Here is a 23,288-nt window from a genome sequence, read left to right on the forward strand (position 1 = left end):
CTGAACGGCAGGCATGTAAAACGTGCCTCAGGCCGTGCGTAGCGTTGCGTCGTCGAGCGGACTGTCCACGCTCGCGTCGTCGATGTCGGGGTGGGCGTGTTGTGCGTTGCCGGCGCGTCTCACTTGCTTGCTGCCAGTGGCGAACTGCGACCACACTGCCTCGGCATTCGGTCGCAACGAGCGGTTGCGGCGCCGCACGAGCATGGCTGTCAGCGTCGCTTCCGGATGCAACGGCCGCGCAACGAGCGTGGCGGCGAGAGTTTCGTGGTCGTCGACTGGCAGCACGCCGACACCCAGTTCGAGCTCGACCATGCGCAGCACTGCGGCAGCGTGTGCGAGCTCCTGCACTGCGCGCGGCCGCACGCCATGGGTCCGCAATGCGCTGTCCACCGCCACGCGAACGCCGGACCCGGCATCCAGCGTGATGAGCGGCAGATGACTCAGCGCCTCCCATTCGATCGAAGCGCGGTGTGCCAACGGATGCGCGATGGGCAACAACGCCCGCAGCGGCGTCGCAAACAACGGCTGCACATGCAGCGTTTCGGGCCCTGGCAAGGTCATCGCGGAGATCACGCCGAAGTCGGTCTCGCCCTGCTCGACGCTCTCGATCACCGCGTCCTGCGACCAGTCCTTCACTGCCACGATCAGTTCCGGAAACGCGGCTGCGCAGCGTGCGAGCGCATCCGGCAACCAGCTCGACGACAGCACCGGGCAGCACGCGATCACGACCACGCCGGTGTGCCCTTCGTTCGCGGCGCGCTCTTCGCGCAGGGTGAGCTCGATCTCATCGAGCAGGCGGCCGATGCGTCGCTCGAGACTCGCGCCGGCGCTCGTCAGTTCGACCTGGCGGGTGGTGCGATCGAAGAGCCGCAGGTCGATGGCTTCTTCGAGTTCACGCACGCAGCGGCTTACCGCCGACTGCGTCAAATCGAATTCGCGCGCCGCGCGGGTAAAACTCCGCTGACGCGCGACGGCGATGAAAACCCGCAACTGCTGCAGCGATACGTTCATCGGGTTACCTGTCGGGACTACGGTCGCGATTCACTATTCGCTATTCACCGGTCTGCTCCGGCCAGTGGCTCAGACGCGAGGGGTTTCCGAGCGTACTGACCGCAGGCTTATCGCTCGCTTCGATCAGCCGTGTGCGCATCGGCGCCAGGATGAACTTCGCGGCGACACCGGCGGCTATCGTGATGACCGCCGACGCGACGAACACCGCATTCCACCCGCCGGTCGCGGATAGCACCGACGCGATCGGCACGAGCAGCGCAGCCGTACCCTTCGCGGTGTACAGCGTGCCCGCATTCGCCGCGGCGTATTTGCTGCCGAAGGTGTCCGCGCAGGTTGCGGGGAAGATCGAGAAGATCTCGCCCCAGAACAGGAAGATCAGCGCGGCGAATGTCATGAACGCGTACGGGTTTGTGCCGAACTGCATCATCCCGAGCAGCGCGAGCCCTTCGCCGATGAAGATCATGAACATCGTGTTCTCGCGACCGATCTTGTCGGAGATGAATCCGCACAGTGGCCGCGTGAAGCCGTTGCAGATGTTATCGATGGAGAGCGTCATGGTGAGCAGCGGCAACGTCATGCCGAAGAAGCTCATCGGAATGCGGGCGAGGCCCCAGTCCTTCGCGATCGGGCCGATCTGCGCGGTCGCCATCAGGCCACCCGCGGCGACCCCGACAAACGATAGATAGAGCACCCAGAACACTGGTGTCTTGATCATCTGGCCCGGCGTGTAGTCGATCTTCGTCACCGCGAAGCGCTTCTTCACGGCCGATACCTTGCGCACCACGGGTTTTTTCAGCAGCAGGGCCAGTACGAAAATGCACACGCCCTGCAAGATGCCAAAGAAGAAGAACGTGTGCTCGTAACCGGAGCGCGTAATCATGTTGGCAATCGGAATCACGGTGACTGCGGCACCGGCGCCGAAGCCGGCCGCGGTCAACCCCGCGGCGAGACCGCGCCGGTCCGGAAACCACTTCAACGCGTTGCCGACGCACGTGCCGTACACACCGCCCGCTCCGATCCCGGCAATCACCGAAGCGGTGTACAGCTCGGCCAGCGACGTGGCCCAGGAATACATCACCCATGCGATGCCCGCGCACAACGCGCCGCAAGCGACGACCGGTCGCGGGCCGAACTTGTCGACGAGCCAGCCTTCTACGGGTACGAGCCACGTTTCAGTCAGAATGAAAAGAGAAAACGCAAGTTGAATGGACGCTTCGCCCCAGTGATGCCGCGTGTTCATCGGTGTGACGAAGAGTGTCCACGCGTACTGCAGATTCGCCACGAGCGCCATACACAACATACCGATGACGAGTTGCGACCACCGGTTCGATAGCCATGCAGCAGCCGGAACCGGCTGGGTATTCGCGTCCATGCGTTGTCTCCGCTATGTATTCAGGGTTGCCGGCGTTATTGCCGTGCTAGATGCGCCCCACCTTATAGTTGTGCCCGCCATTGGCGGCCCCGCTTGTTCAACCGCGTATTGAACCGATACAAATTCATCGATTCATCCTAGGGTCTATGCTGAATTAACGATAATTAAAGTTTGTTAGTATCAGGATTCACATCTGCTTATACATCGGGCATCACGATGAGAAACGCCACGCTGCGCCAGTTGAAGGTGTTCGAGACCGTGGCTCGTCATCTGAGCTTCTCGCGTGCCGCAGAGGAACTCCATCTCACACAGCCCGCCGTCTCCACCCAGGTGCGCCAGCTCGAAGAACACGCAGGGCTGCCGCTCTTCGAACAGCTCGGCAAGAAGATCTACCTGACGCCCGCCGGGACCGAGATGCTGCATTACAGCCGCGCGATCATCCAGCAGTTCCACGAAGTGGACGAAGCGATGAGCCAGCTGAAGGGCATCTCCGGCGGCAAGCTCAACGTCGCGGTGATCAGCGCAGGCGACTATTTCTTTCCGCGCCTGCTCGCGGAATTCACGCGACGTTATTCCGGCGTGGTGCTGAATCTCGCGGTGCACAACCGCGAAGAGCTGCTGCATCAACTGGCGAGCAACCAGACCGATCTCGCGGTCATGGTGCGTCCGCCGCACGAAATGGATGCGATCAACGAATCGTTTGCGCCGCATCCGTACGTGATCGTCGCCGCGCCGAATCATCCGCTTGCGCACAAGCGCAACATCAAGATGAGCCAGCTCGCGAATGAGGCGTTCATCGTGCGCGAGCGCGGCTCGGACACGTGGAATTCGATGGAAGAAGGTTTTGCGGGGCGGCTCACCAATCTGAAGATCGCGATGGAGATCAAGAGCACCGAGACGATCAAGCAGGCGGTGATCGCCGGTATGGGCATTGCGTTTCTGTCCGCCCATACCATCAGCCTCGAACTGCAGGTGGGACACCTCGTCGTGCTCGATGTCGAAGGCTTCCCGGTGATGCTCAACTGGTATGTCGTACACCGGAAGAACAAGCGGCTGCCGCCGGTCGCGGTTGCGTTCAAGCGCTTCCTGATGGAGGAAGGGGCGAAGCTGATCGAACAGATCACGAGCGTGAAGTCGTTGAGCGTTCATAAGCAATAGGTTATGAAATTCCAATAAAACTTTAACTATTGCAAATCCATCGCGGACTCTATGCTGGAGTCGAGTTCATTCACTCGTCCACAGAGGAGTCCGACCATGAATCACGCTTCGACGGTGTCTCATGTCACCACGCGTGCCGCTCGCGTTAGCGCGGACAGTCCCGACGATGCGCATCTGAGCGCTTACAACGCCGCGTTTAGCGACCTTGGTCTGCGCTTCCGCTGGGATCGCAGTACGCTCGATGCGCTCAACGAATTCCCGAGCGAAACGGCGCGGATCACGGCGTATATCGAGCGGTTTCATGCGCATCTTCATAAGGCCTATGACGCCGATTTTCTGGCGCAGTTAATCTTGCACAAGAAGACCCTGTACTACTGCGAGTCCGCTTCCGGCTTCTGAGCGCCTGCTTGTCTGTTTATCTGCGGCGCCCGCTGTTGCACCCTGCGCGGGCGTCGATTTTTCTCGACTATTTCTCCGGGTTCGATCAACGTCGCATCGCGCGATAACGTTGCTGCTGACGATCGCGACGCTTTGTTACGCTCCGGTGTGTATTTCGGCGGATCGCGCCGTTTATGGTGGCTTCGAGTTTCCACGGTTGCATGCAGCCATCGCCCGCGCATGCATGCGCGTCGACGTCGCGCCACTCGAAGCGCAGGCGCGACTGCACGCGTTGACCAGATGACGGGCATCGCAGATGAGCATGCGTCGTCAACGCGCCGGCCAGCACCACTCGATGCGCACCCAACGCGGCGGCAAGCGCGCCCATTGCAAGAAGCGCGGCTAGCGCAGGCATCTGGGCCGGTGCGGTGGCGAATCCATAACCGAGCCACACACACAATGCGAGCGCGGCGAAATCGACGAGACTGTCGCCGGGCTGCGCGATCGCGTGTGCCTCGAGCGTGCCGCGAAGTTTGCAAAACGCAACGAGTGAGGCCGCCAGCAGCAGTGCACCGATGAAGATCGCAGTACAAACCGCGACACGCTGCAGCGTGGGCGTCGTCGCGTCTGCGAAGTAACGAGCGAAACCACCCGCCATCGTAGCGAGCCCCGCCGAGCCGCCAAACAGCACCACGGTCCGCGACCGTCGCGTCAGATTGCCCATGCTGCGTGCCATGTTCCGGCGCGCTCAGGCCGGCACCGCCGCCGCGTTCGCCGCAGCGACATCCTGCCCGCCCACAGCAAGCACATTGCTCAACGTCCCGATTCCTTCGATCGACACCGCCACCGTCGCCCCGTCCTTGATCGAACCGACACCGAGCGAGGTACCGCATGCAATCACATCGCCCGGTTCGAGCGTCAGGTCCTGCGAGATCAGGCTCACCTGCTCGGCGGGCGAGAACACCATGTCCGCCAGCGGATAGTTCTGCCGCTCGACGCCGTCGAGCGTCGTCACCACACGCGCGTCGCGCCACGCGAAGCCGGACAGGATCGCGGGACCGATACAGCAGAACGTATCGAAGCCCTTCGCGCGGCACCACTGCGGAAAATGCGGGTTCTCGTTGAGGAGATCGGCGGCGGTTACGTCGTTGACGATCGTGTAGCCGAAGATCGCGGCCGCGGCTTCATCGACGGTCGCATTGCGACAACGCCGGCCGATCACGATGCCGAGCTCGCCCTCGTAGACGATCTTTCCCGCGTAATGCGCGGGCCGACGAATCGCTGCGCCGGAACCGATCACCGAACCCGGCGGCTTCAGCAGAAAGAGCGGGTGTGATGGCACCGGCTTGTCGAGTTTCGCGGCCAGCGCATGAAAGTTGTTCCACAACGCAACGACCTTGCCTGGCGCACACGGTGCAAGCGGCGTAAGCGTGCGCAGCGAGAGCACAGCGCCGGTCGGCACCGGCTGATCGAGGCTGTCGTATTCGTGCAGATAACCATTCTCGACACGACCGAACACGACACCGCCATCGTTCGACATGAAACGCATCCATGTATCCACAGCATTCTCCTCGCGGCGTGGCCGCTCAAATCGCACCGGCCGCGCGCAATGCGCCGATCTGTTCCGTCGAATAGCCCAGTTCGGCCATCACCTCATCCGTGTGTTCGCCGAGCAGCGGCGAACGTTTCACCTCGGTTGGGCTGTCGGACAGCTTGATCGGATTGCCGACCGTCAGATACTTGCCGCGCACCGGATGATCGACTTCGACGATCGTGCCGGTCTTGCGCAGCGAAGGCTCTTCGGCAATCTCCTTCATCGACAGGATCGGGCCGCATGGAATGTCGTAGCGGTTGAGGATGTCCATCGCCTCGAACTTGGTTTTCGTCATCGTCCAGCGTTCGATCTCGGCGAAGATGTCCTTCAGATGCGGCAGACGCGCAGCGGGCGTCGCGTAGTCGGGATCGGTGGCCCATTCCTCCCTGCCGATCACGTTGGAGATCTTTGCCCACACCGGGGCTTGCGTGATGAAATAGATGTACGCGTTCGGATCGGCTTCCCAACCCTTGCACTTCAGGATCCAGCCGGGCTGACCGCCACCCGATGCATTGCCCGCGCGCGGCACCGCTTCGCCGAAGGTGCCGTTCGGATATTGCGGATACTCCTTCATCACGCCCGTGCGTTCGAGCCGCTGCTGATCGCGCAACTTCACGCGGCACAGGTTCAGCACACCGTCCTGCATCGCCGCGAGCACCTTCTGCCCACGCCCGGTCTGCACGCGTTGGTACAGTGCGGTGACGATGCCGAGCGCGAGATGCAGGCCCGTGCCGCTGTCGCCGATCTGCGCACCGGTGACGACCGGCGGACCATCGTCGAAACCCGTCGTCGAGGCCGCGCCGCCCGCGCACTGCGCAACGTTCTCGTAGACCTTGCAGTCTTCGTACGGGCCGGGACCGAAGCCCTTCACCGAGGCCACGATCATGCGCGGGTTCAGTTCCTGGATGCGCTCCCAGGTGAAGCCCATCCGGTCGAGCGCGCCCGGCGCAAAGTTCTCGACCAGCACATCGCACTTCTGGATCAGCGTTTCGAGCACCTGCTTGCCTTCCGGGTTCTTCGTGTCGATCGTCACCGAACGCTTGTTGTGATTGAGCATCGTGAAGTAAAGGCTGTCCGCGTCGGGGATGTCGCGCAACTGTTCGCGCGTGATATCGCCGGCGCCGGCCCGCTCCACCTTGATCACATCGGCGCCGAACCACGCCAGCAATTGCGTGCAGGTCGGCCCCGATTGCACATGCGTGAAATCGAGGATGCGCACACCGTCGAGTGCTTTGCTCATGTCGTCTCCTGGCCAATCGGTTGAATAACGGTTGTCGACGGACGTGCCCGCGTTAGCGACGCCCCGCCACTGGGCGGCTGGCCTGTCCAAGGCAATTCAGAATGTGATATATCAGCTGCGTTCAGGCTCGATCTCAGCCACCAGATGCCGTTGCAGATGGCGCCTCTGCCCGTCCTGCCTGGGTTTCGGCGGTTAATCACCAAATCCCGACGACCTGCCGTCGGGAAAAATATCGAGTATCTTCATGCATTCTGCGTCGTTGATATATCACATACTACATTCCATTCTGCGTCAAGTGCAGGGTTTCCCGCAGTGCATGGCGCCGATTTACCAAGTGGGAAAAGACGGGATACCCGCGAATGTCGGGCGAGGGGCAACTGAAGGGGTACGGCGTCGACGTGACGAGTCGTTGCGCCACGCAAAAAAAGGCCGACGGTAATTTGCCGTCGGCCTTCTGTTCTGATTCGCTGCTACACCCTGCACGGCACAAAGGCCGCCGGTTCTTCAATCCAGGAAGTCGCAGTTCGCTTCGACGAACGCTGCAAGATCGAGCGAGTGCTGGCGCACGAGCCGCTCGGCCAGTTCCGTGTCGCGCTGCTCCAGCGCTTCGATGATGCGCAGATGATCGACGATCGAACGCGATGCGCGGTCGCTCTGCGAAATGGTCATGCGGCGGATCGCGCGGACGTGAATGAAGATGTTCTTGATCGTCTCGAGGATGATCTGCGACTTCGACAACTCGACGATCGCCTGGTGGAACGCAATATTCGCATCCGAATACTCGGCGATGTGTTCGGCCGGCGTCGCATCGCGGAAATTGTCGAACATGTGCCGCAGACGGGCGATTTCCTCGTCGGTGGCATGCAGCGTGGCAAGACGCGCCGCCATGCTTTCGAGCGCGGCCCACATCTGGATCATCTCGACGATTTCGCGCTTGCTCTTGCGCACGATATAGATGCCGCGACGCGGCACCATCCGCAGAAAACCTTCCTGCTCGAGCAGCGTCATCGCTTCGCGCACCGGCGTGCGACTCACGCCGAGCGTTTCGCTCAGCACGCGTTCGTCGAGGCGGATTTCATCGTGTGACTGATAGATGTCTGCGTCGGCGATGGCCTGCCGCAGCATCACGTAGGCCTGATCGCGCAGGCTGACGCTTGCGTTGATCGGCTGGAGCGAGAGAGTCAGTGGACTCGCCACTGCTTCAGTTTGAAGTTCTGACGACATTCATCGCCTCTTGTTGAACATGCGCGCGATACGGCGCCGCTGCTGCTGCCGGTGCCTGCGTCGACACCGTTTCGCCGAGGCCGACGAAGCGGCCATGCTCCGCCGCCAGTTCGGCGACCGGCTGCGGAACCCACTTCGTCAACAGAATCGTCGCGGCAGCGCCTAACCCTACAACGGATACCCCAAGCAGCGAAAGAGAAAGCAGATCCATTTGCAGCCCCAGAAGATTGAGTGAACAAGTAACTCAATGATATGGTGCATTGCCGCAAAAATCAATATTGCGTATGTAGTATATCAATGAGTCGTCATCCGGAGGTACTTCATCGCACAGCGAACACTCCAGCCAGGCGCACAATTCGCTGAAGCTACCCGACTACGGTGGCGATGAGGACGCTAGAAGGCAATGACCGGCCGGCCGCGCAGCCCTCCGGCTTCGAGTGAGCGCTGCGCGTCAGCGATTTGCTCGAGCGGGTATTCCGCTGCGACGCGCAGCCTGATCTCTGCTGCTCTGACCATGTCACGGAGCTGTTCAAGCCACTCGGTACGCTCGAGCGCCTCGACCACGAACACCGGCGCAATCCTGATTCCGCGCTCGGCCGGCTTGCCTCCCCAGCCGCGAACCGGGATATAGACGCCCCCATCACGAACGGCGCCAAAAGCACTTTCTGCAAGGACGGCCGTGTCGAGCAGGGCGTCAGCGCCTTCTGGTAACGCGTGACGAACGGCGTCTGCAAAGCGCGACCCACGCTCGATCACAACATCTGCGCCGTAACTGCGTACCAGTTCGGCTTCTTCCGGCTTCGCATCGGCAATGACCTTGATTCCTTGCCGTTTCGCGACCGCGATTGCGTAGTGCGCGAGAAGCCCGGCGCCGCCGCTCACGGCCAGGCATTGCCCTTTCCTCAAGGCAGCCAGTTCGAGCGCCCGGAATGCAGTCAACCCGTTCATCGGCAGGGTCGCGGCCTCCGCTATGGATACACCTTCAGGTATCCGAACAACTGAGGCGGCAGGCACCACGATGTACTGTGCCTGCGCTCCCCCTTCAGGGCGCCGCGGCATAACGGCCGCCATCACCTCCTCTCCGGGATGCAGGCGCGATACGACCGGCCCGACAGATTCGATGATCCCCGCAGCATCCATACCGGGCACAACAAACGACGTCTGATCGCCTGCGCCCGCGGCACGGAGAAGCAGGTCTGTCGGATTGACCGCGGCCGCCTTCACCTCGATACGAACCTCGTCATCCGCAGGTGGCCGGACCTGACGTTCCAGGATTTCGATGACCTCATAGCCGCCCGGGCCTTTGTATGTAACGGCCTTGGCGGTAAGCGGCTGATCCGTCGATTGATCGGTCACAGTCTGACTCCGTGAGGTGCCTGAGCGGCTTTGGCGTCGTTGGCATCAAGCTCGGCAAGAACATCGCGGTCGAACGCTATCGACGCCGCAGCGACATTTTCTTCGAGATGCAAAAGGCTCGAGGTGCCTGGGATGAGCAGGATATTCGGCTTGTGAGCCAGCAACCAGGCGAGCCCGAGCTGGGATGGCTCGACGCCCATCCGCGCGGCAATCTGGATAACCTTCGGCTGGTCGATCACCTTGGGCCACTCAGCAAAACCAGCGCCTCCCAGTGGAAAAAATGGCACCCATGCGATCTGGTGATCGGCGCACAGGTCGAGCATGTCTTCGTATTGCCGGCTGATCATGCTGTAGGCGTTCTGAACACACACAATGCCTGCGGGGATGGCGCGCCTGAGTCCATTGAGATCGACGGCGCTGAGTCCGATCGCCCCAATCTTGCCCTCGTGTCGCATGGCGATCATCACGGCGAGCTGGTCATCGAGGTCGACGATCTGGTCACCTTCGGCGGCGATGCCAGGGCCGACGTCCAGACGACGCAGATTGACGACCGCAAGCTGGTCTACGCCGAGGCTGCGGAGATTGTCCTCGACGCTGGCCCGTAATTGTTCCGGGCGCTGTGCCGGTCTGAGGTGGAATCTCCCTCCAGGATTGGGATCGGCCCCAACCTTGGTCGCCACCACAATCTGCGGCGCCTCGCGAAGCAGTTCACCGATCGTCCTGTTGACGAAACCGTTGCCGTAGAACTGAGCGGTGTCTATGTGATTGACGCCGAGATCGATGGCATGCCGAAGAAGTTCGAGCGCCTCTGCCGGCGTGTCGGCACTTCGCTGGAGTTGCATGGCGCCGAAGCCGATCCGTGCGACCTCGTGGGCGCCCAGGGGATAGCTTCCCGCACGGGCAGCAGATCTCGAAGTATGCCGGGACATCAAGGGTTCTCCTATAATCACACCTTGGCGGAGGGTCCTCCGTTTTCCATCACCTTAACCGGAGGATCCTCCGCTTGTCAATACCATCTCGCCAACGCGCCGATGCAACCAAGAACCGCGAGCAGATCGTCGTCGAGGCGCGCAGGCTGTTCTCGACTGCTGCCAGCACGACTTCGCTGGAGGCCATCGCCCGGGCGGCGGGCGTGGGAATCGGCACGCTCTACCGTCATTTCCCCACGAAAGAGGCACTAGTCGAGGCGGTATACAGCTCTGAACTCGACGCGCTGGATCTCGAGGCCGACGAGCTTCTCGCGAGGCATCTGGGCGCCGACGCGATGCGCCAGTGGATGGACCGCTATGCAAAGTTCGTCGCGACCAAACATGCCATGCACGATGCGCTAAGGATCGCAATGACGTTTCGCTCCGGGACCGTCTCCGAGACGCGCATCCGGATCAACGAGACCATCGAGAAGTTTCTGTCAGCGGGATCGCGCGACGGCAGCATCCGCAGTGGGATTCGAGCGGACGATCTCACCTTGAGCCTGGCCGGCTCGGTTGTCGCTGCGACAGCGTCGGCCGATGAAGAACAGGTCGGCCGCGTGCTCGATCTCGTGATGGCCGGACTGCGTTCGTCCGCTCCATCGGATAGCGACACCGATGGAACGAAAGCTCAAGCGACGCGTTAGCTGTGGGCCGACCAGATTTCAAGGTTGCGGCAACAGCGTGGCAGAAACGCTGCCCGCGTTTGCAATGAAGACGTTATTCGCGTCGTCCTGCAGCAGATAGCCCTGACTGACGAGTGCATTCGCCGCGGCCGCGACCGCCGCCTGGTACTTCGATCGGCTGCCTCCATAGAGGGTCGCCAGCGTGGCACGCGTATCGGTGCCGCCCGCCTGCGCAGCGGCATTCACCGCAAGCGGAATCGCCGAGCCGTTGGAAATGCAGCCGTCGCCGATCGCATGGCCCGCGCCGCGGTAGTTCCAGCCGGTATAGGTCGCGAGCGGCACGCTGACGTCGGGCACCAGCACGCCGGACGTCTCATTTCCGTTCGAATCCACACTCGGCACAAGAATCGTATAAGCCTGCGCGGTGTTCACGACCGGCACCGCATTGCTGAAGTCGGTGACGAACAACTGGTTGTATTCGCCATTGAAAGTGAGTTGCAGCAGCGTGGGGGTAGCGGCCGCTCCGCTCGGCACCTTCACGTTGGTCAGCGACGGAAAGCCCACCGCGATCTGGGTCGGTTCGACCAGCGTGCCGGAGGCGACCGTGGGATATTGCGAGGCTGGCGGCGGCGTGCCCTGGCCGATCCAGTTGACAAGCGCAGGAATCAGCGCGCGCTCCACCGGCGTTTCCTCAACCGGCGATCCCGGCAACTGACATTGACTCCCCGCTGCAGGCACAGTGAAATTGCCGGTCGTCACACCGCTGCCGCCGCCGTGCTGGGTCCCCGGCACCAGGTAGTAACGGACATTCTGCGGCAACTGGATATCGTTGCCACGCCCGTCGGTCACGACGAGCGACGCCGCACCGCCCCACCATTCGAACGCGCCATCGAGCTGCATGATCTTCGGACAGGTGTTGGTCGCCGTGCACTGCTTCAGGATGCCGTCGGTCGCCCCGCTCACAGGGTCGGTCGTGGTCGCGTAAGTGAACGGGAACTGGAAGCCGGGCATGAAGTGATCCTCATGCTGCTTCGACCATCTCCCCGGCTGTGCGAAGTCCGCATTGGTCCACGTACGGCGAGCGGCCGAAATGATCGGGAACATGCCATCGAACACAATCTTGCCGTTGCTGTCGACATTGAAGCCCTGATACAGAAAGTCCTTCATGAAACGGCCCGACTGCGAAATACCCTCGCCGATCGCGATATCGAAGTTCGTGCTGGTCGAGCACGACGATGCAACACATGCGGCGTTTTTCAGATCGTCGAGCGGATTGGGGACGCCTTGTGCATCGGTGGCGTCGTAACGCAGGAACGACACCAGATCGCGCAACGCAGCGAAGCCGATCCCGTCGACCGTCGGTGCAGCGGCCCGATAAACAAAACTGTAGATGGTCCCGGCATCGGGTGAAACTTGCGTGCCGTTCGGGCCAGGCACGCTCGCGGGCGGCGTGAACGACACTGAATAGTTGCCTTCATAGACGTTGTCTGGCGTGCTGATGTAGCGCCACGTCGCCACTGGCTGCGATGGCGCGGTATAGGTTTCGACGCCGCCCGGAATACTGCCGTAGGCAGTGAGCCACGACTGGCGCGCGGTGAACGTGACCGATGCCGTGTCGGACAGATTGGTCGGCGGGTAGGTCAGCGGAATGGTGGTCGGCGATCCGCCGGCGTAGTCCGGAATGAATTCCTCGCGGCTCATGGCGGTGATCGGTGTTCCGTCCGGGTTCGTCGCAACAGGAAAGGTGACGCCGAGCAAACCCGCGCCCGCTGTCGTGCTACTTCCGTTGAGCGGAATATCGCCTTGCCAGCCACTCCACAGGATCGTATAGCCGTTTCTCAGCAGCGACGGGAAACTCGACGGCGGCGCCGCACCGGTGTCGAGCGCGCCGCCACCCACAAAAGACCCCACGCCAAGTTTGCTGCCGCGGTTCACCACGTCGTAGAACAGTACGCGTGTCGCGGTCGATGCGCTCTGCGGGCGCAGGATGACGACGTCGGTCGAATAGGCGACGTCACCATCGCTGCCGACCGGCGCGTTCTTGATGTTCACAATGTCCGCATTGAGCGGATTGTTCGGATCGAGTTCGCCGTGTACGACGGCGGTGATCACCTGGTACGGGCCTGCCGCACCGGCAGGCGTCGCGCCATTGAAAGCGGGCACGCTCGAAATGATCTGGAAACTCTTGATGAAGCCTGCGCCGCTCGAGACAGGGGGTGGCGAATGTCTGTCGCCGTGCCCGCATCCGCTCATCGACGCGATCGCTACACCGACACCCACCGATACCGCTATCGACTGCACCTTCATGGCCACGCCCCCCAGACACGGTAAAGGGAAAGGAACGCGCGTGTGGGATGGACGAACCGTCGTCGAGCGACCAACGACCCGTGCGCCCAGAAGTCCAGTCGTTATTTGTGGAAAGCAGTCGGTATATTAATAGACTATCGCGATGGCTGCGCAAGCCAGCACGGATCAGCAGCAAGGCGATCTCTCAACGCCGTCGAACTCACGAAACAGCAGATCCGTTCCGTTCGCTGTCCAGATGTTCCAGCATTGCTTCGGGATATCGTGCCCCCTTCGCCGCACCCTTCGGGATGGCACGTTCGATGGAAACAAGATCGTCCTCGGAGAGGGTTACATCGAGGCTGCCGAGCGCCTCGGCAAGACGCTCGCGTCGACGGGCGCCGACGATCGGAATGATGTCCTCGCCCTGCGCGAGCGCCCAGGCGATCGCTAACTGGGTGGTCGTCACGCCTTTCGTCGAAGCGACCCGAGCAAGTTGCTCGACCAGTTGCAGGTTTGCAGCGAGGTTGTCGCCCTGAAACCGCGGACTGATGGATCGAAAGTCAGTTGTCCCGTTTGGATGCCAGTGTCCGCTGAGCAAACCGCGGCACAGCACACCGTAGGCGGTAATCGCAATGCCGAGTTCGCGGCACGTCGGCAATATCCTGTCTTCGATCCCGCGCGACAACAGCGAGTATTCGATCTGTAAATCGGCAACAGGATGCACTGCTGCCGCACGACGGATCGTGTCCTCTCCGACTTCGGACAGTCCGATGTGCCTGATCCAGCCTTTCTGAACGCAGTCCGCCAGCGCGCCTATCGTGTCTTCGATCGGAACCGATCGGTCGAGGCCGCCCACCCGATAGATATCGATGTGATCCACGTTGAGACGACGAAGCGAATAGGCCAGATAATTCCGGACAACCTCGGGACGACCGTCCATGGGACCCCATCCTCCAGCCGGATCGCGCACGCCGCCAAACTTGACCGAGAGTTGATAGCGGTCGCGCGCAATACCATTCAGCGCTTCTGCGATAAGCAATTCGTTGAGCCCGGAGGCGTAGAAGTCACCGGTATCGATCAGCGTTACGCCGTCGTGGAGCGCGGCCTGTATTGTCGCGATACTTTCGGATCGGTCGGCCGGTCCGTATGCATCCGACATTCCCATACAACCCAGTCCGATAGCGGACACAGTGGGACCCGTAGATCCGAGCTTGCGATGTTTCATCAGTGTTCCCGTTCGATAATGTGACTTCACTATGCGCCTGCAGCGCTCATTCGATAACCCGTCCTGAGAAGAACGAGCCGTACGGGAGAGAGAACAATGGATATCTCCGATCTGACTGATATGAAGATGTTTGCGCTCGTCGCCGAGGCAGGCGGTTTCCGTTCCGCTGCGCTCAGGAACGGGCTGTCTGCGTCCTCGCTCAGCGACGCCATTCAACGCCTCGAAAAACTCAAGGGCGTCCGTCTGATGAACCGGACAACGCGCAGCGTCACGCCCACTGAAGCCGGTCAGCAGTTGCTGGAGCGATTGCGCCCGGCGCTTTCCGAACTCGACGCCGCGTTCGACAGTATTGCAATGGGTGACCAGGCGACAGGGACCCTGCGGCTCGACGTTCCGGGTATCGTCGCCCGGCATGTGCTTCCGCAAATTGCGTCAGCCTTCCTCGTCGCCCACCCGACGATCCGCATGGAAGTCACCGTCACCGAAGGGCTCGTAGATGTGTTTGCGGCCAACTGCGATGCCGGCGTGCGTTATGAAGAGCACCTCGCGCGCGACATGATCGCTGTCCCCATCGGGCCCGCGCGACAACGCCTGGTGGGAGTGGCGGCGCCGGATTACCTCGCCCGCCATGGGGTGCCCGCGCACCCACGCGATTTGAACGAGCATGCCTGTATTCGACACATGTTCGGTAGCGGGCGGAGAATCGTCTGGGAGCTCAAACGCAAGAAGGAGATCGTCCGCGTCGTGCCGGATGGTCGCCTCGCAAGCGAGTCGTCCGACGTGGAAGTGGCTGGCGCGGTGGCCGGCCTCGGCATCCTGTTCACCTTCGAGGAATTCGTCGCGGAGCCGCTCGCCGACGGCAGACTGGTGCGGGTCCTGAACGACTGGCAGGAGGAGTTCGCGGGCCCCAGGCTGTACTACAACAGCCGCCGCCAGATGCCGGCGGCACTTAGAGTTTTTGTGGACTTTATCAAGTCGCAATCACGGAGTGAGCGATGACGAGGAATGCCGCACCGGTTCTTTCTCTTCTCCGCACTCGCTGTTCCTGACAAAATTCTCGGGCACAGCCGGCCCCCAGAGGTACAGCGAATCCTCCGGCGGGAAGTCCCCGGCATCCCACTGTTCGCCCGCCGAGATGTAGTCGATATCCGCGGAATACTCGCAGAACGATCCCCACGGATCTTCGACGTAGTGAAAATAATTTGACCCCAGCACGTGCCGGCCGGTGCCCCATCCCTTCGTGTAACCTGCCGCGGCCATCTGCGCCGCGCCCTCGCCGACCCTGTTGATGTCGTCGACGTCCCACGCGCAGTGATGCCAGCCGCGTGCGGCGCTTTTGGCGAACGCCACCAGATGATGATCGCTGCCGTGAGGCGCGTGCGTGAAGGCGATGATGTCGCGCGATCTGTCCGAGAGCCGCAATCCGAGCGCACGTTCGTAGAAGTCGAGCGCGGCGAGCACGTCCGCGCTGAACAGCAACACATGCGACAGCCTGCGCGGCCTGACCGGCACCGACTCGGAGCGCGCGTGCGAGCCGCGCGCATTCGCCGGCACACCTGCGAGCAGCGAAGGCGTCTTGCCCGAGGGGCTGGTTTTCGGAGCCGGCTTCACCTGCACGGTATTGCCATCGGGATCGCGAAACCACAGCCCTTCTGCATCCGTCGATACTTCCACGCCTGTGCTCGCAATCTGTCGATGCAGCCGCTCAAGGTCGGCGGCGAAACAGCCGAACGACAGATACGCCAGCGATTTGCGCCCAGCCTGCAGGATGCGCGCCCAGCGATGCCCATCGGCGGCGTAAAGCTCGAACGCTTCCCCGGCATTCGCGGCATCGCGCGCGTCGAGGCCGAACGTCGTGTAGAAGCGGCGAGCTTCGTCGAGCGAGGGTACGTTGAGCGCGAAATGATCGATTGAATGAACGGCAGCATGGTCGGCTACAGAGGCAGACATGATGTTCTCCCTGAACGATACGCAATGCGTGAGCTCACAAAACGACCTCATCGGCGATCACGTTGCGCAGTGTGCCGATCTTTTCGACCGACACCTCGCATACGTCGCCCGCCTTCATCAGCAGCTTCGGCTGACGTGCCCAGCCGATCCCCGATGGCGTTCCGGAGACGATCACGTCGCCCGGCTCCAGCGTGATGGCTTCGCTAATGATGCTGATCAGGCTCGCGACGTTGAACACCATCTCGTCGGTGCTGGCCGACTGCACGACCTGACCGTTCAAGCGCGTCTCCAGACGCAACCCTTCGACACCAGGGGGCAGTTCGTCCGCGGTAACGAGATCGGGCCCGAACGCGCCGGTCGCATCGAAGTTCTTGCCCACGGTCCACTGCGGTGTCTTGAACTGGTATTCACGGATCGAACCGTCGTTGAACAGCGAGTAACCGACGACATGCGACAGCGCATCTTCAAGACGGATATGCCGGCCGCCGCGCCCGATCACGACCGCGATCTCGCCTTCGTAATCGACGCCGTCGCAATCCTCGACCGCCGGTCGAACGATCGGCTGGCCATGCGCAACAAGACTCGTCGCGACGCGGAAGAACAGCGTCGGATAGTCGGGTTGCTGATAGTTGCTCTCGGACGTGTGGTCCGCGAAATTCAGGCCGACACATATGATCTTCGACGGCCGCGAGAGCGGCGGCAACAGCTTCAGGCCATCGATCGCCAGCCGCTCGTCGCCGGCATGCGCACGCGCATAGGCCGTCAGATCCACACCCTGCGTGAGCAGCGCTTCCAGCGATACCTCGCCGATCACCCGCACGTGCTCGCCCTCCCGAACGCCCAGCATCGACCGGCCATTCTTCTCGAAACTGATGAAACGCATGTCCCTGCTCCTTCTTTCCCGATGAGGTTAAAAATGAAAACCCAGATTGCCCGGTGTCCGGAAGCTGTTCAAAAACGCAAAGCGCGCGGTGCCGACTTCGGCTTGCTGCTGCAACGGTGTCGCGAGACCCATCACCGTGCCACCGGCGCCGGTATACGTCGGCCAGCCGGGTAAGCCTGCGCCGTTCGGATTGCCGGTCTTCGCGAAGTTGGTCCAGTACGACGACATGGCATCGGACAGCGCCACGTCGCTTGCGCCTGGTGTGCCATGACCGTTCGGCACCAGATCGCCGAACACGTAGGGCACTTCGGAGACGTGGATCGGCAGCGGGTTATACGCCGACGTCTGGCTGAAGTAGTACGAATAGACCGGCGCGTGCAACGTCTTCAGATGCAGGTTGGCCATCTGCCAGGTTTGCGACGCTATCACCAGGTCGCCGGTGAGCAATACCTGCGACTGCTGCGCCTGCGCATCGCTCGCGGCGGGATAAAGCTGCAGAAACCGATCGATGTTCGATGCGCCGAATGCCGTCGTTGCAGCCGCGATGAAATCCTGCGCCGAATTGCCGGGGATGCCTGACGTCGCAGCGAAAATCGTGCCTTCGTCGGCGTTCTGGCCTTCGAGCAACGGCACGTCGCGTTGCAGTCCGCGCGCGAAGCGCGTCTCGGGATCCGTCGGCAGCACGAAACCATCGATGCTTGGGCTATACGCGGGCTCGGTCGGATCGGCCATCAATTGCGCGGCCGGTGCCGCGCGTAGCGCTGCGAGTGTCTGCGGACCACCCGACGCCGCACCGAGTTGCCCACCGATCTGCAACGCCGCCGCGTGGCTCGCCATCACACCTTTCGGACTTTCCCAGAATGCACCACTCTCGGCGATCGCTTTGGAAAACAACCCGCCCGTGATCGGCGACGCCATCAGGATGCCGACCGTATGCGCGCCCGCCGATTCGCCGAATACGGTCACGTTGCCCGGATCGCCACCGAAAGCCACTGCGTTCGCCTTGACCCACCGCAACGCCGCGATCATGTCCTCGATGCCGTACATCCCGGACGATTGGCCGGGCGCTTCACTGTCGAGATCGGTTCGCGCGAGAAAGCCGAACACACCGAGCCGGTAGTTGATCGACACCACTACCACGCCTTTTTTCGCGAGACTGGCCCCTTCCCAACGCGGGTCGCCCGAGGTGCCAAACTGGAAGCCGCCACCATGCAGCCAGACCATCACGGGCCGTCGTTCGCCCGGTCCTTTCGCTGCGCTCCAGACATTGAGCGTCAGACAATCCTCGCTTGCCTGACTGTTATCGACCGGTCCGAACGCCGTGCCCTGCCAGCACGTGTGGCCGTATTGCTGCGCATTGCGCACGCCAGACCACGGCTGGACCGGCTGCGGTGCGCGCCAGCGCAGCGGACCCACCGGCGGCGCCGCGTACGGAATGCCTTTGTAGCTCACCACACCCGACGCGTCCGGCGCGCCGCCCACGAGCACGCCCGATTCGACGATCGTCAGGCTGCCCGCGCCGGGGCCCGACGCCGACGCCGACATCGATGCATCGAGCGCGGCTAGCAGCAGCACGCCCGTTGCAACCTTCGCGGCAACATATCGCCAGCTCATCTTGTTTGTCATGACCGGTTCTCCCTATCGATGGAATCAGAAGCTGTGTCGAATGCCTGCCATTACGCCGAGTTGTCCAATACCCGCCGCCGGTGTCGCGCCAGGACCGCCCTGGCTCAATGTGTACTTCGCTTTGGCGCTGTTGAAGAGATAGCCGCTCTGCAGATATACCGCCGTCGCTTTCGACAGCAGATAGGTGCCGCGCAGCGTCGCAATCGTGCCGCGCGTGTCCTGCTGCGAATCGATGGTCCGGTACGCGCCGCCGTCGATGATGGCGGCCGGCGTGACGAAGTAGCTCGCAGTCACGTACCAGATGTCGGTATGAACGACCGGCACAGCAGGCGATACGGTCTCGACGTGACGACCAAGCCAGCCCGCACCGACCTTGAACGAGCCAAGCTTGTAGTAGCCGTTGAGTTGCATCCGCACATCCTTGTCGCCGCTCGCCGTCAGCGGCAACGGCGCAGCGCCGTTGAACAGGTTGGCCGCCGCGCCGGGGCCGCCGCGCTGCTCGTCATAGGCACTCGCCACGCCGAAGTTATCGCCGTCGTAGCGCAGCATCACGGACCACTGGCGACAGGCCTGCGCATTGCCCGGCAACGAACCCGCGCAGGTGCCCTGCCCCGGCGAATTGCCCGTGCCCGCCGAATCGCGTCCAAACGACCACGTCGCCCCGGCGGTCAATCCCGCGAACGTACCCTTGTACGCAATCGTGTTGTCGCTGCGAGCGTTGGGCACGTACGCATCGAGCGAACCGACACCACCGTAGATGTCGGGGCCGAGAATGTCGGAATCGACGATCGCCCAGTACGTCATCGTGTACTGACGCCCGAATGTCAGTGCACCGTACGGGCTCGACAGACCGACCCACGCCTGACGACCGAACAGCCGTCCTCCCTGATTGATGTCGCCGGCCCGCGGGTTAAAGCCGTCTTCGAGGGTGAAAATCGCGGCCAGCCCGCCGCCGAGATCTTCTCTCCCGCGAAGTCCCCAGCGCGAAGGCATCGAGCCGGTGATGCCGGGCATGCGCACGATCCGGTCGCCTGCTGCGTCGGCGTGCGTGACCATCTCAATTCCTGTGTCCAGAATGCCGTACAGCGTGACGCTGCTTTGTGCCGAGGCGATGCCCAGATGCAGACCGGCGGCAAGCCCGGCCAACGACAACATGCGTAGTTTCATGTCTCCCCTCCTTTTGTTTTTCGTGGTGAATCAACCGATCTGCGAATCAATGACCCGATGACGTTGCTGGCGTTGCAGCCGGCGCGCGTTCATCGAGACTGCGCCGCGGATAGAGCCGACCGGCGATGACCATCGCTGCGCCGGCCAGCACGACAGGCACCGCGAACGCGATGAATGCCGGCTCCACCCGGCCGAACCACGCGAGAATCACGCCGCCCGTCATCGAGCCAAAGATCGATCCGATACGGCCGACGCCGAGTGCCCAGCTCACACCCGTGGCGCGCGCGGCCGTGGTGTAGAAGCCGGCGACTAGCACGTTCGCCGCGGTCTGCGCGCCGGACAGGCCATATCCGGCGACGAACACCGAGCAATAGATCAGCGACGGCAGATGGATCGACACGCCGATCGCAGCGATCGCCACGGCCGCGATCGCATACGACGCGGCGAGCACCAGAAACGGATTGCGACGGTCCATCAGACGCGCATTGACGAGCGAGCCGATCGTGCCACCGAGCGGCATCATCGCGCCCACGCGGGCGGCGTGAACCGGGTCGATCCCGGCGCTAGTGATGACTAGCGGCAACCAGCTACTGATCTGGTAGTAGACCCACAGCGTGCAGAAGAACGCGAGCCATAGCAGCGCTGTGCCGGCGCGATATTGCGCGCTGAACAGCAGACCGATGACACGCTCGCGAGGTGTATCGCCGGCCTCTGTGTGCGTGCCTTGCAGAAGCGCATGTGCCGCTTCACCGAGACGCTGCGCCACCCGTTGTGCTTCACGCGCGTAGCGTGGCTTGCCCGCCATGAAGCGCAACGACTCAGGCAGCCAGAGCCAGATGCACGGCGCCAGCACCAGCGGAAACAGACCGCCGAATGCGAACACCCCCTGCCAGCCAAACGACGGAATCAGCACCGACGCCACCGCACCGCCGAACGCGAGCCCGAGCGTAAAGCCGCAGAACATCAGCGTGACGAGCAGCGCGCGGTTTCGCGGCGGTGCGAATTCGGACGACAGCGTGATCGCGTTCGGCATCGCGCCGCCAAGTCCTGCACCGGTCAGGAAGCGCAGCACGATCAGCCAGCCCGCCGATGGCGCAGCCGCACACGCGAGACTGCCCGCACCGAATAGCAGCAGCGACAGCGCGATTACGCGCTTGCGTCCGATCTTGTCCGCGAGCGGACCGAACACGAAACTGCCGACCGCGAGGCCAAACAGACCCGCGCCAAAGATCGGCCCCAACGCTGCCGGCGTCAGCGACCACATCTTCCTGAGCAGCGGCGCGACATAGCTAACGCTCGCGACATCGAAACCATCGGCGGCTACCACGAGGAAGCACAGTACGAGTGTCACGATCTGGATAGCCGTCGGCCGACCGGTGTCCGCCCGCGCGGCCTCCCCCGACGTTGCCGACGTTGCGTTCGCGTGCATGAATGTCTCCGATGATTGTTATGGGCGATACGTCCGGCACCGCCTGCTGCGACGCATGCCTGTTCAGGCCGCGGGTCGTTGCGCGATCGACTGTGCGGTGTCAGCCGCGTGTTCGTTACGACCGAGCACACGATCCAGGGCGATTTGCAGATGTTCTTCGAGCGCGTCGCCGCGCCATGCGATATGCAGGTCGGGCCTGATCAGCACGTAATTCGCGCTATAGAGCGCCTTCACCTGCGGATCGTCGGTGCACACGACGCTCAGCGCGGCATGCGTCAGGCGCGCGGCATCGACCGTGCGCTGATCCTGTGCCGTCAGCGCGCGCGCGCCCGTGCACAGCAACGTGAAGCCGGCGCCGAAACAGTCGTAAAGCGACGTGTCGGCGATCCACACATGCGGCGCGCGATGTCCGGCACGCGCGCAGGGCGCGTACAGATTCGGATTGTCGGGAGGCGGCACGCCGTCTTCGGGTGTCGTCAGTGGCGAGCTTTCGTAGCGCGTGCCGAGGTGGACACCGGGAATCGCGAACTCGAAGCTCGCATGAAACTGCAGATAGTCGCCCAGTGCATCGCGCGATGCAGCGCCGGCGGCGTCGTCATCGAGCAGGTTTGCCGGCACCGACACGTGGCCGATACTGTCGGCGAACGCGCGTGCAAATGCAGTATTGCGCAACGCGACTGGCCGGCGCTCCGCGTCATAACTGTCGATCAACCTTTCGCCGCCTTCGCCGCGCATCGCAAGCTCGATTTTCCACGCGAGATTCGCCGCGTCGTCGATGCCGGTGTTGTAGCCGAGGCCGCCCGTCGGCGTGAACAGGTGCGCAGCATCGCCCGCGAGCAACGCATTGCCCGCTGCGAATCGATCGGCAACCAGCGTATAGCCCGCGGTCCAGCGCGACGTGCTGCGGATCTCGAACGGCACTTCCGCGCCGATCGCCTCGCGAATGCGCGAGCGAATCGCCTCGGCATCGGCACTCTCGCCCTCGCGCGCCTGAACGTTGATGATGAAATGACCTTTGCCGTCGACGGCGATCATCAGCGCACGCTGCTTCGGCGTGAAAGTCCAGTACTGCCATGCCGGCGCATGCGGCGACACGCGATACAGATCGGGGGCATAAAAGTAGACGGCGTCCATCAGGCCGCCCATGAACTCGCGCTTCTCACCGGCGACGCCGCTATAGCGGATGTCCAGCGTCTTGCGCACGAAGCTGCGCGGACCGTCGCAGCCCACCAGATAGCGGCCGCGTACCCGACGCGGAGCGGCTTCGGCGCCGTCGATGGTGTCGACCACGGTCGCCGTCACCGAATCGGCGCCTTGTACGAAGTCGACGACGCGTGCGCTGAAATGCACCTTCACCGTCGAACAGGCGCGCGCCGCATCCAGCAGTACAGGCTCGACATACAGTTGCGAGCAGCGATGCGGCGGCTCGGGCGTCGGCCACGTGAACGCGTGCAATTGCGCCCAACGCTCGGCTTCGCCTGACGGCGGTTGATGCAGGCGCGCGAGTTCGTGACCGGTGATGCTGGTGAAGTAGGCGACATCGGGGGCGTAGTCCGTCGGCAAGCCGAGCGAGCGGATCCTCTTCGATACGCCGATGCGCCGGAAATGCTCCATCGTCCGCGCGCTATTTGCGTTGGCGGCCGGATGCCGGCTGGTTCCGTCACGCGCTTCGAAAAGTTCGACGCGCACGCCGCGCTGCCCGAGTGCAGCCGCGAGATACAGACCGACTGGGCCTCCGCCAACAATGATGACATCGCAATCCATCTGATTCCTGTCTCCTGGGTTTCATGCTTTT

Annotated in this window: 21 protein-coding genes; 4 read left to right on the plus strand and 17 right to left on the minus strand. The window is 62.6% G+C overall.

The annotated features are described in order from the left end of the window. Positions 1 to 27: 27 nt before the first annotated feature. Positions 28 to 1,011, minus strand: coding sequence for a LysR family transcriptional regulator (locus FNZ07_RS02350; protein ID WP_091007926.1), 984 nt, complete (start codon positions 1,009 to 1,011; stop codon positions 28 to 30). Between the two features lie 40 nt (positions 1,012 to 1,051). After that, on the minus strand, positions 1,052 to 2,383 hold the full coding sequence (oxlT, locus tag FNZ07_RS02355) for an oxalate/formate MFS antiporter (protein ID WP_091007929.1): 1,332 nt from the start codon (positions 2,381 to 2,383) through the stop codon (positions 1,052 to 1,054). 210 nt (positions 2,384 to 2,593) lie between these two features. On the opposite strand from oxlT, the gene FNZ07_RS02360 reads away from it, so the two are divergent. Both FNZ07_RS02360 and FNZ07_RS02365 read left to right on the plus strand, forming a co-directional pair. Beyond that, positions 2,594 to 3,541: a LysR family transcriptional regulator gene (locus FNZ07_RS02360; protein ID WP_091008904.1), complete on the plus strand. Its 948-nt coding sequence runs from the start codon at positions 2,594 to 2,596 to the stop codon at positions 3,539 to 3,541. 96 nt (positions 3,542 to 3,637) lie between these two features. Further along, positions 3,638 to 3,940, plus strand: coding sequence for a hypothetical protein (locus tag FNZ07_RS02365; protein ID WP_091007932.1), 303 nt, complete (start codon positions 3,638 to 3,640; stop codon positions 3,938 to 3,940). 85 nt (positions 3,941 to 4,025) lie between these two features. Here the strand turns inward: FNZ07_RS02365 and FNZ07_RS02370 are convergent, their stop codons facing one another. The 7 genes from FNZ07_RS02370 to FNZ07_RS02400 all read right to left on the minus strand — a co-directional run bounded on the left by FNZ07_RS02370 (position 4,026) and on the right by FNZ07_RS02400 (position 10,262). Next, a complete protein-coding gene (locus FNZ07_RS02370; protein ID WP_091007935.1) occupies positions 4,026 to 4,655 on the minus strand; it encodes an NAD(P)(+) transhydrogenase (Re/Si-specific) subunit beta in 630 nt (209 codons plus the stop codon). Positions 4,656 to 4,667: 12 nt separating this feature from the next. Beyond that, on the minus strand, positions 4,668 to 5,480 hold the full coding sequence (locus FNZ07_RS02375) for a fumarylacetoacetate hydrolase family protein (protein ID WP_091007938.1): 813 nt from the start codon (positions 5,478 to 5,480) through the stop codon (positions 4,668 to 4,670). A gap of 25 nt (positions 5,481 to 5,505) precedes the next feature. Continuing rightward, complete coding sequence (gene frc, locus FNZ07_RS02380; RefSeq protein ID WP_091007940.1) at positions 5,506 to 6,753, minus strand: formyl-CoA transferase; 1,248 nt, start codon at positions 6,751 to 6,753, stop codon at positions 5,506 to 5,508. A 504-nt stretch (positions 6,754 to 7,257) separates the two neighbouring features. Continuing rightward, positions 7,258 to 7,977, minus strand: a complete 720-nt coding sequence (locus tag FNZ07_RS02385; RefSeq protein WP_091007943.1) for a GntR family transcriptional regulator — start codon at positions 7,975 to 7,977, stop codon at positions 7,258 to 7,260. Beyond that, positions 7,955 to 8,188, minus strand: coding sequence for a hypothetical protein (locus tag FNZ07_RS02390; RefSeq protein WP_091007946.1), 234 nt, complete (start codon positions 8,186 to 8,188; stop codon positions 7,955 to 7,957). The genes FNZ07_RS02385 and FNZ07_RS02390 overlap by 23 nt, the downstream gene beginning before the upstream one ends. A 182-nt stretch (positions 8,189 to 8,370) precedes the next feature. Beyond that, a complete protein-coding gene (locus FNZ07_RS02395) occupies positions 8,371 to 9,333 on the minus strand; it encodes a quinone oxidoreductase family protein (RefSeq protein ID WP_091007949.1) in 963 nt (320 codons plus the stop codon). Continuing rightward, positions 9,330 to 10,262 (minus strand): aldo/keto reductase, encoded by a 933-nt coding sequence (locus tag FNZ07_RS02400; RefSeq protein WP_091007952.1) that lies wholly within the window; start codon positions 10,260 to 10,262, stop codon positions 9,330 to 9,332. Before FNZ07_RS02400 ends, FNZ07_RS02395 begins: the two co-directional genes overlap by 4 nt. Before the next feature lie 74 nt (positions 10,263 to 10,336). Here FNZ07_RS02400 and FNZ07_RS02405 point away from each other — a divergent pair, with 74 nt between their 5' ends. Then, positions 10,337 to 10,948: a TetR/AcrR family transcriptional regulator gene (locus tag FNZ07_RS02405; RefSeq protein ID WP_211367859.1), complete on the plus strand. Its 612-nt coding sequence runs from the start codon at positions 10,337 to 10,339 to the stop codon at positions 10,946 to 10,948. An 18-nt stretch (positions 10,949 to 10,966) separates the two neighbouring features. Here the strand turns inward: FNZ07_RS02405 and FNZ07_RS02410 are convergent, their stop codons facing one another. Then, positions 10,967 to 13,234, minus strand: a complete 2,268-nt coding sequence (locus FNZ07_RS02410) for an alpha/beta hydrolase domain-containing protein (RefSeq protein ID WP_091007955.1) — start codon at positions 13,232 to 13,234, stop codon at positions 10,967 to 10,969. A 199-nt stretch (positions 13,235 to 13,433) separates the two neighbouring features. Further along, positions 13,434 to 14,438: an aldo/keto reductase gene (locus FNZ07_RS02415; protein WP_091007957.1), complete on the minus strand. Its 1,005-nt coding sequence runs from the start codon at positions 14,436 to 14,438 to the stop codon at positions 13,434 to 13,436. Between the two features lie 96 nt (positions 14,439 to 14,534). On the opposite strand from FNZ07_RS02415, the gene FNZ07_RS02420 reads away from it, so the two are divergent. After that, positions 14,535 to 15,437 carry a LysR family transcriptional regulator gene (locus tag FNZ07_RS02420; RefSeq protein ID WP_091007960.1) on the plus strand — a complete coding sequence of 301 codons (903 nt, stop codon included), beginning with the start codon at positions 14,535 to 14,537 and terminating at the stop codon, positions 15,435 to 15,437. On the opposite strand, the gene FNZ07_RS02425 is transcribed toward FNZ07_RS02420, so the two are convergent. The 6 genes from FNZ07_RS02425 to FNZ07_RS02450 all read right to left on the minus strand — a co-directional run bounded on the left by FNZ07_RS02425 (position 15,420) and on the right by FNZ07_RS02450 (position 23,257). Further along, positions 15,420 to 16,388, minus strand: a complete 969-nt coding sequence (locus tag FNZ07_RS02425; RefSeq protein WP_091007963.1) for a VOC family protein — start codon at positions 16,386 to 16,388, stop codon at positions 15,420 to 15,422. The genes FNZ07_RS02420 and FNZ07_RS02425 overlap by 18 nt on opposite strands. Positions 16,389 to 16,422: 34 nt before the next feature. Further along, the gene (locus tag FNZ07_RS02430; protein WP_091007966.1) at positions 16,423 to 17,271 is read right to left on the minus strand and encodes a fumarylacetoacetate hydrolase family protein; all 849 of its coding nucleotides are present in this window, start codon (positions 17,269 to 17,271) and stop codon (positions 16,423 to 16,425) included. Positions 17,272 to 17,298: 27 nt separating this feature from the next. Next, entirely contained in the window at positions 17,299 to 18,897 is a 1,599-nt protein-coding gene (locus FNZ07_RS02435) for a carboxylesterase/lipase family protein (protein WP_091007968.1), read from the minus strand. Between the two features lie 24 nt (positions 18,898 to 18,921). After that, the gene (locus FNZ07_RS02440) at positions 18,922 to 20,064 is read right to left on the minus strand and encodes a porin (protein ID WP_091007970.1); all 1,143 of its coding nucleotides are present in this window, start codon (positions 20,062 to 20,064) and stop codon (positions 18,922 to 18,924) included. Between the two features lie 46 nt (positions 20,065 to 20,110). Beyond that, entirely contained in the window at positions 20,111 to 21,493 is a 1,383-nt protein-coding gene (locus tag FNZ07_RS02445; protein WP_091007973.1) for an MFS transporter, read from the minus strand. A 63-nt stretch (positions 21,494 to 21,556) separates the two neighbouring features. After that, the gene (locus FNZ07_RS02450; protein WP_091007977.1) at positions 21,557 to 23,257 is read right to left on the minus strand and encodes an FAD-dependent monooxygenase; all 1,701 of its coding nucleotides are present in this window, start codon (positions 23,255 to 23,257) and stop codon (positions 21,557 to 21,559) included. Positions 23,258 to 23,288: the final 31 nt, after the last annotated feature.

Source organism: Paraburkholderia megapolitana, from assembly GCF_007556815.1.
GTDB lineage: Bacteria > Pseudomonadota > Gammaproteobacteria > Burkholderiales > Burkholderiaceae > Paraburkholderia > Paraburkholderia megapolitana.

Bases quoted from the DNA above. Each gene is read 5' to 3' on its own strand.
- FNZ07_RS02415 (WP_091007957.1), bottom strand. From the start codon at position 14,438: ATGAAACATCGCAAGCTCGGATCTACGGGTCCCACTGTGTCCGCTATC.
- oxlT (WP_091007929.1), bottom strand. From the start codon at position 2,383: ATGGACGCGAATACCCAGCCGGTTCCGGCTGCTGCATGGCTATCGAAC.
- FNZ07_RS02350 (WP_091007926.1), bottom strand. From the start codon at position 1,011: ATGAACGTATCGCTGCAGCAGTTGCGGGTTTTCATCGCCGTCGCGCGT.
- FNZ07_RS02450 (WP_091007977.1), bottom strand. From the start codon at position 23,257: ATGGATTGCGATGTCATCATTGTTGGCGGAGGCCCAGTCGGTCTGTAT.
- FNZ07_RS02445 (WP_091007973.1), bottom strand. From the start codon at position 21,493: ATGCACGCGAACGCAACGTCGGCAACGTCGGGGGAGGCCGCGCGGGCG.
- FNZ07_RS02390 (WP_091007946.1), bottom strand. From the start codon at position 8,188: ATGGATCTGCTTTCTCTTTCGCTGCTTGGGGTATCCGTTGTAGGGTTA.
- FNZ07_RS02425 (WP_091007963.1), bottom strand. From the start codon at position 16,388: ATGTCTGCCTCTGTAGCCGACCATGCTGCCGTTCATTCAATCGATCAT.
- FNZ07_RS02400 (WP_091007952.1), bottom strand. From the start codon at position 10,262: ATGTCCCGGCATACTTCGAGATCTGCTGCCCGTGCGGGAAGCTATCCC.
- FNZ07_RS02435 (WP_091007968.1), bottom strand. From the start codon at position 18,897: ATGACAAACAAGATGAGCTGGCGATATGTTGCCGCGAAGGTTGCAACG.
- FNZ07_RS02385 (WP_091007943.1), bottom strand. From the start codon at position 7,977: ATGTCGTCAGAACTTCAAACTGAAGCAGTGGCGAGTCCACTGACTCTC.
- FNZ07_RS02410 (WP_091007955.1), bottom strand. From the start codon at position 13,234: ATGAAGGTGCAGTCGATAGCGGTATCGGTGGGTGTCGGTGTAGCGATC.
- FNZ07_RS02365 (WP_091007932.1), top strand. From the start codon at position 3,638: ATGAATCACGCTTCGACGGTGTCTCATGTCACCACGCGTGCCGCTCGC.
- frc (WP_091007940.1), bottom strand. From the start codon at position 6,753: ATGAGCAAAGCACTCGACGGTGTGCGCATCCTCGATTTCACGCATGTG.
- FNZ07_RS02430 (WP_091007966.1), bottom strand. From the start codon at position 17,271: ATGCGTTTCATCAGTTTCGAGAAGAATGGCCGGTCGATGCTGGGCGTT.
- FNZ07_RS02440 (WP_091007970.1), bottom strand. From the start codon at position 20,064: ATGAAACTACGCATGTTGTCGTTGGCCGGGCTTGCCGCCGGTCTGCAT.
- FNZ07_RS02420 (WP_091007960.1), top strand. From the start codon at position 14,535: ATGGATATCTCCGATCTGACTGATATGAAGATGTTTGCGCTCGTCGCC.
- FNZ07_RS02370 (WP_091007935.1), bottom strand. From the start codon at position 4,655: ATGGCACGCAGCATGGGCAATCTGACGCGACGGTCGCGGACCGTGGTG.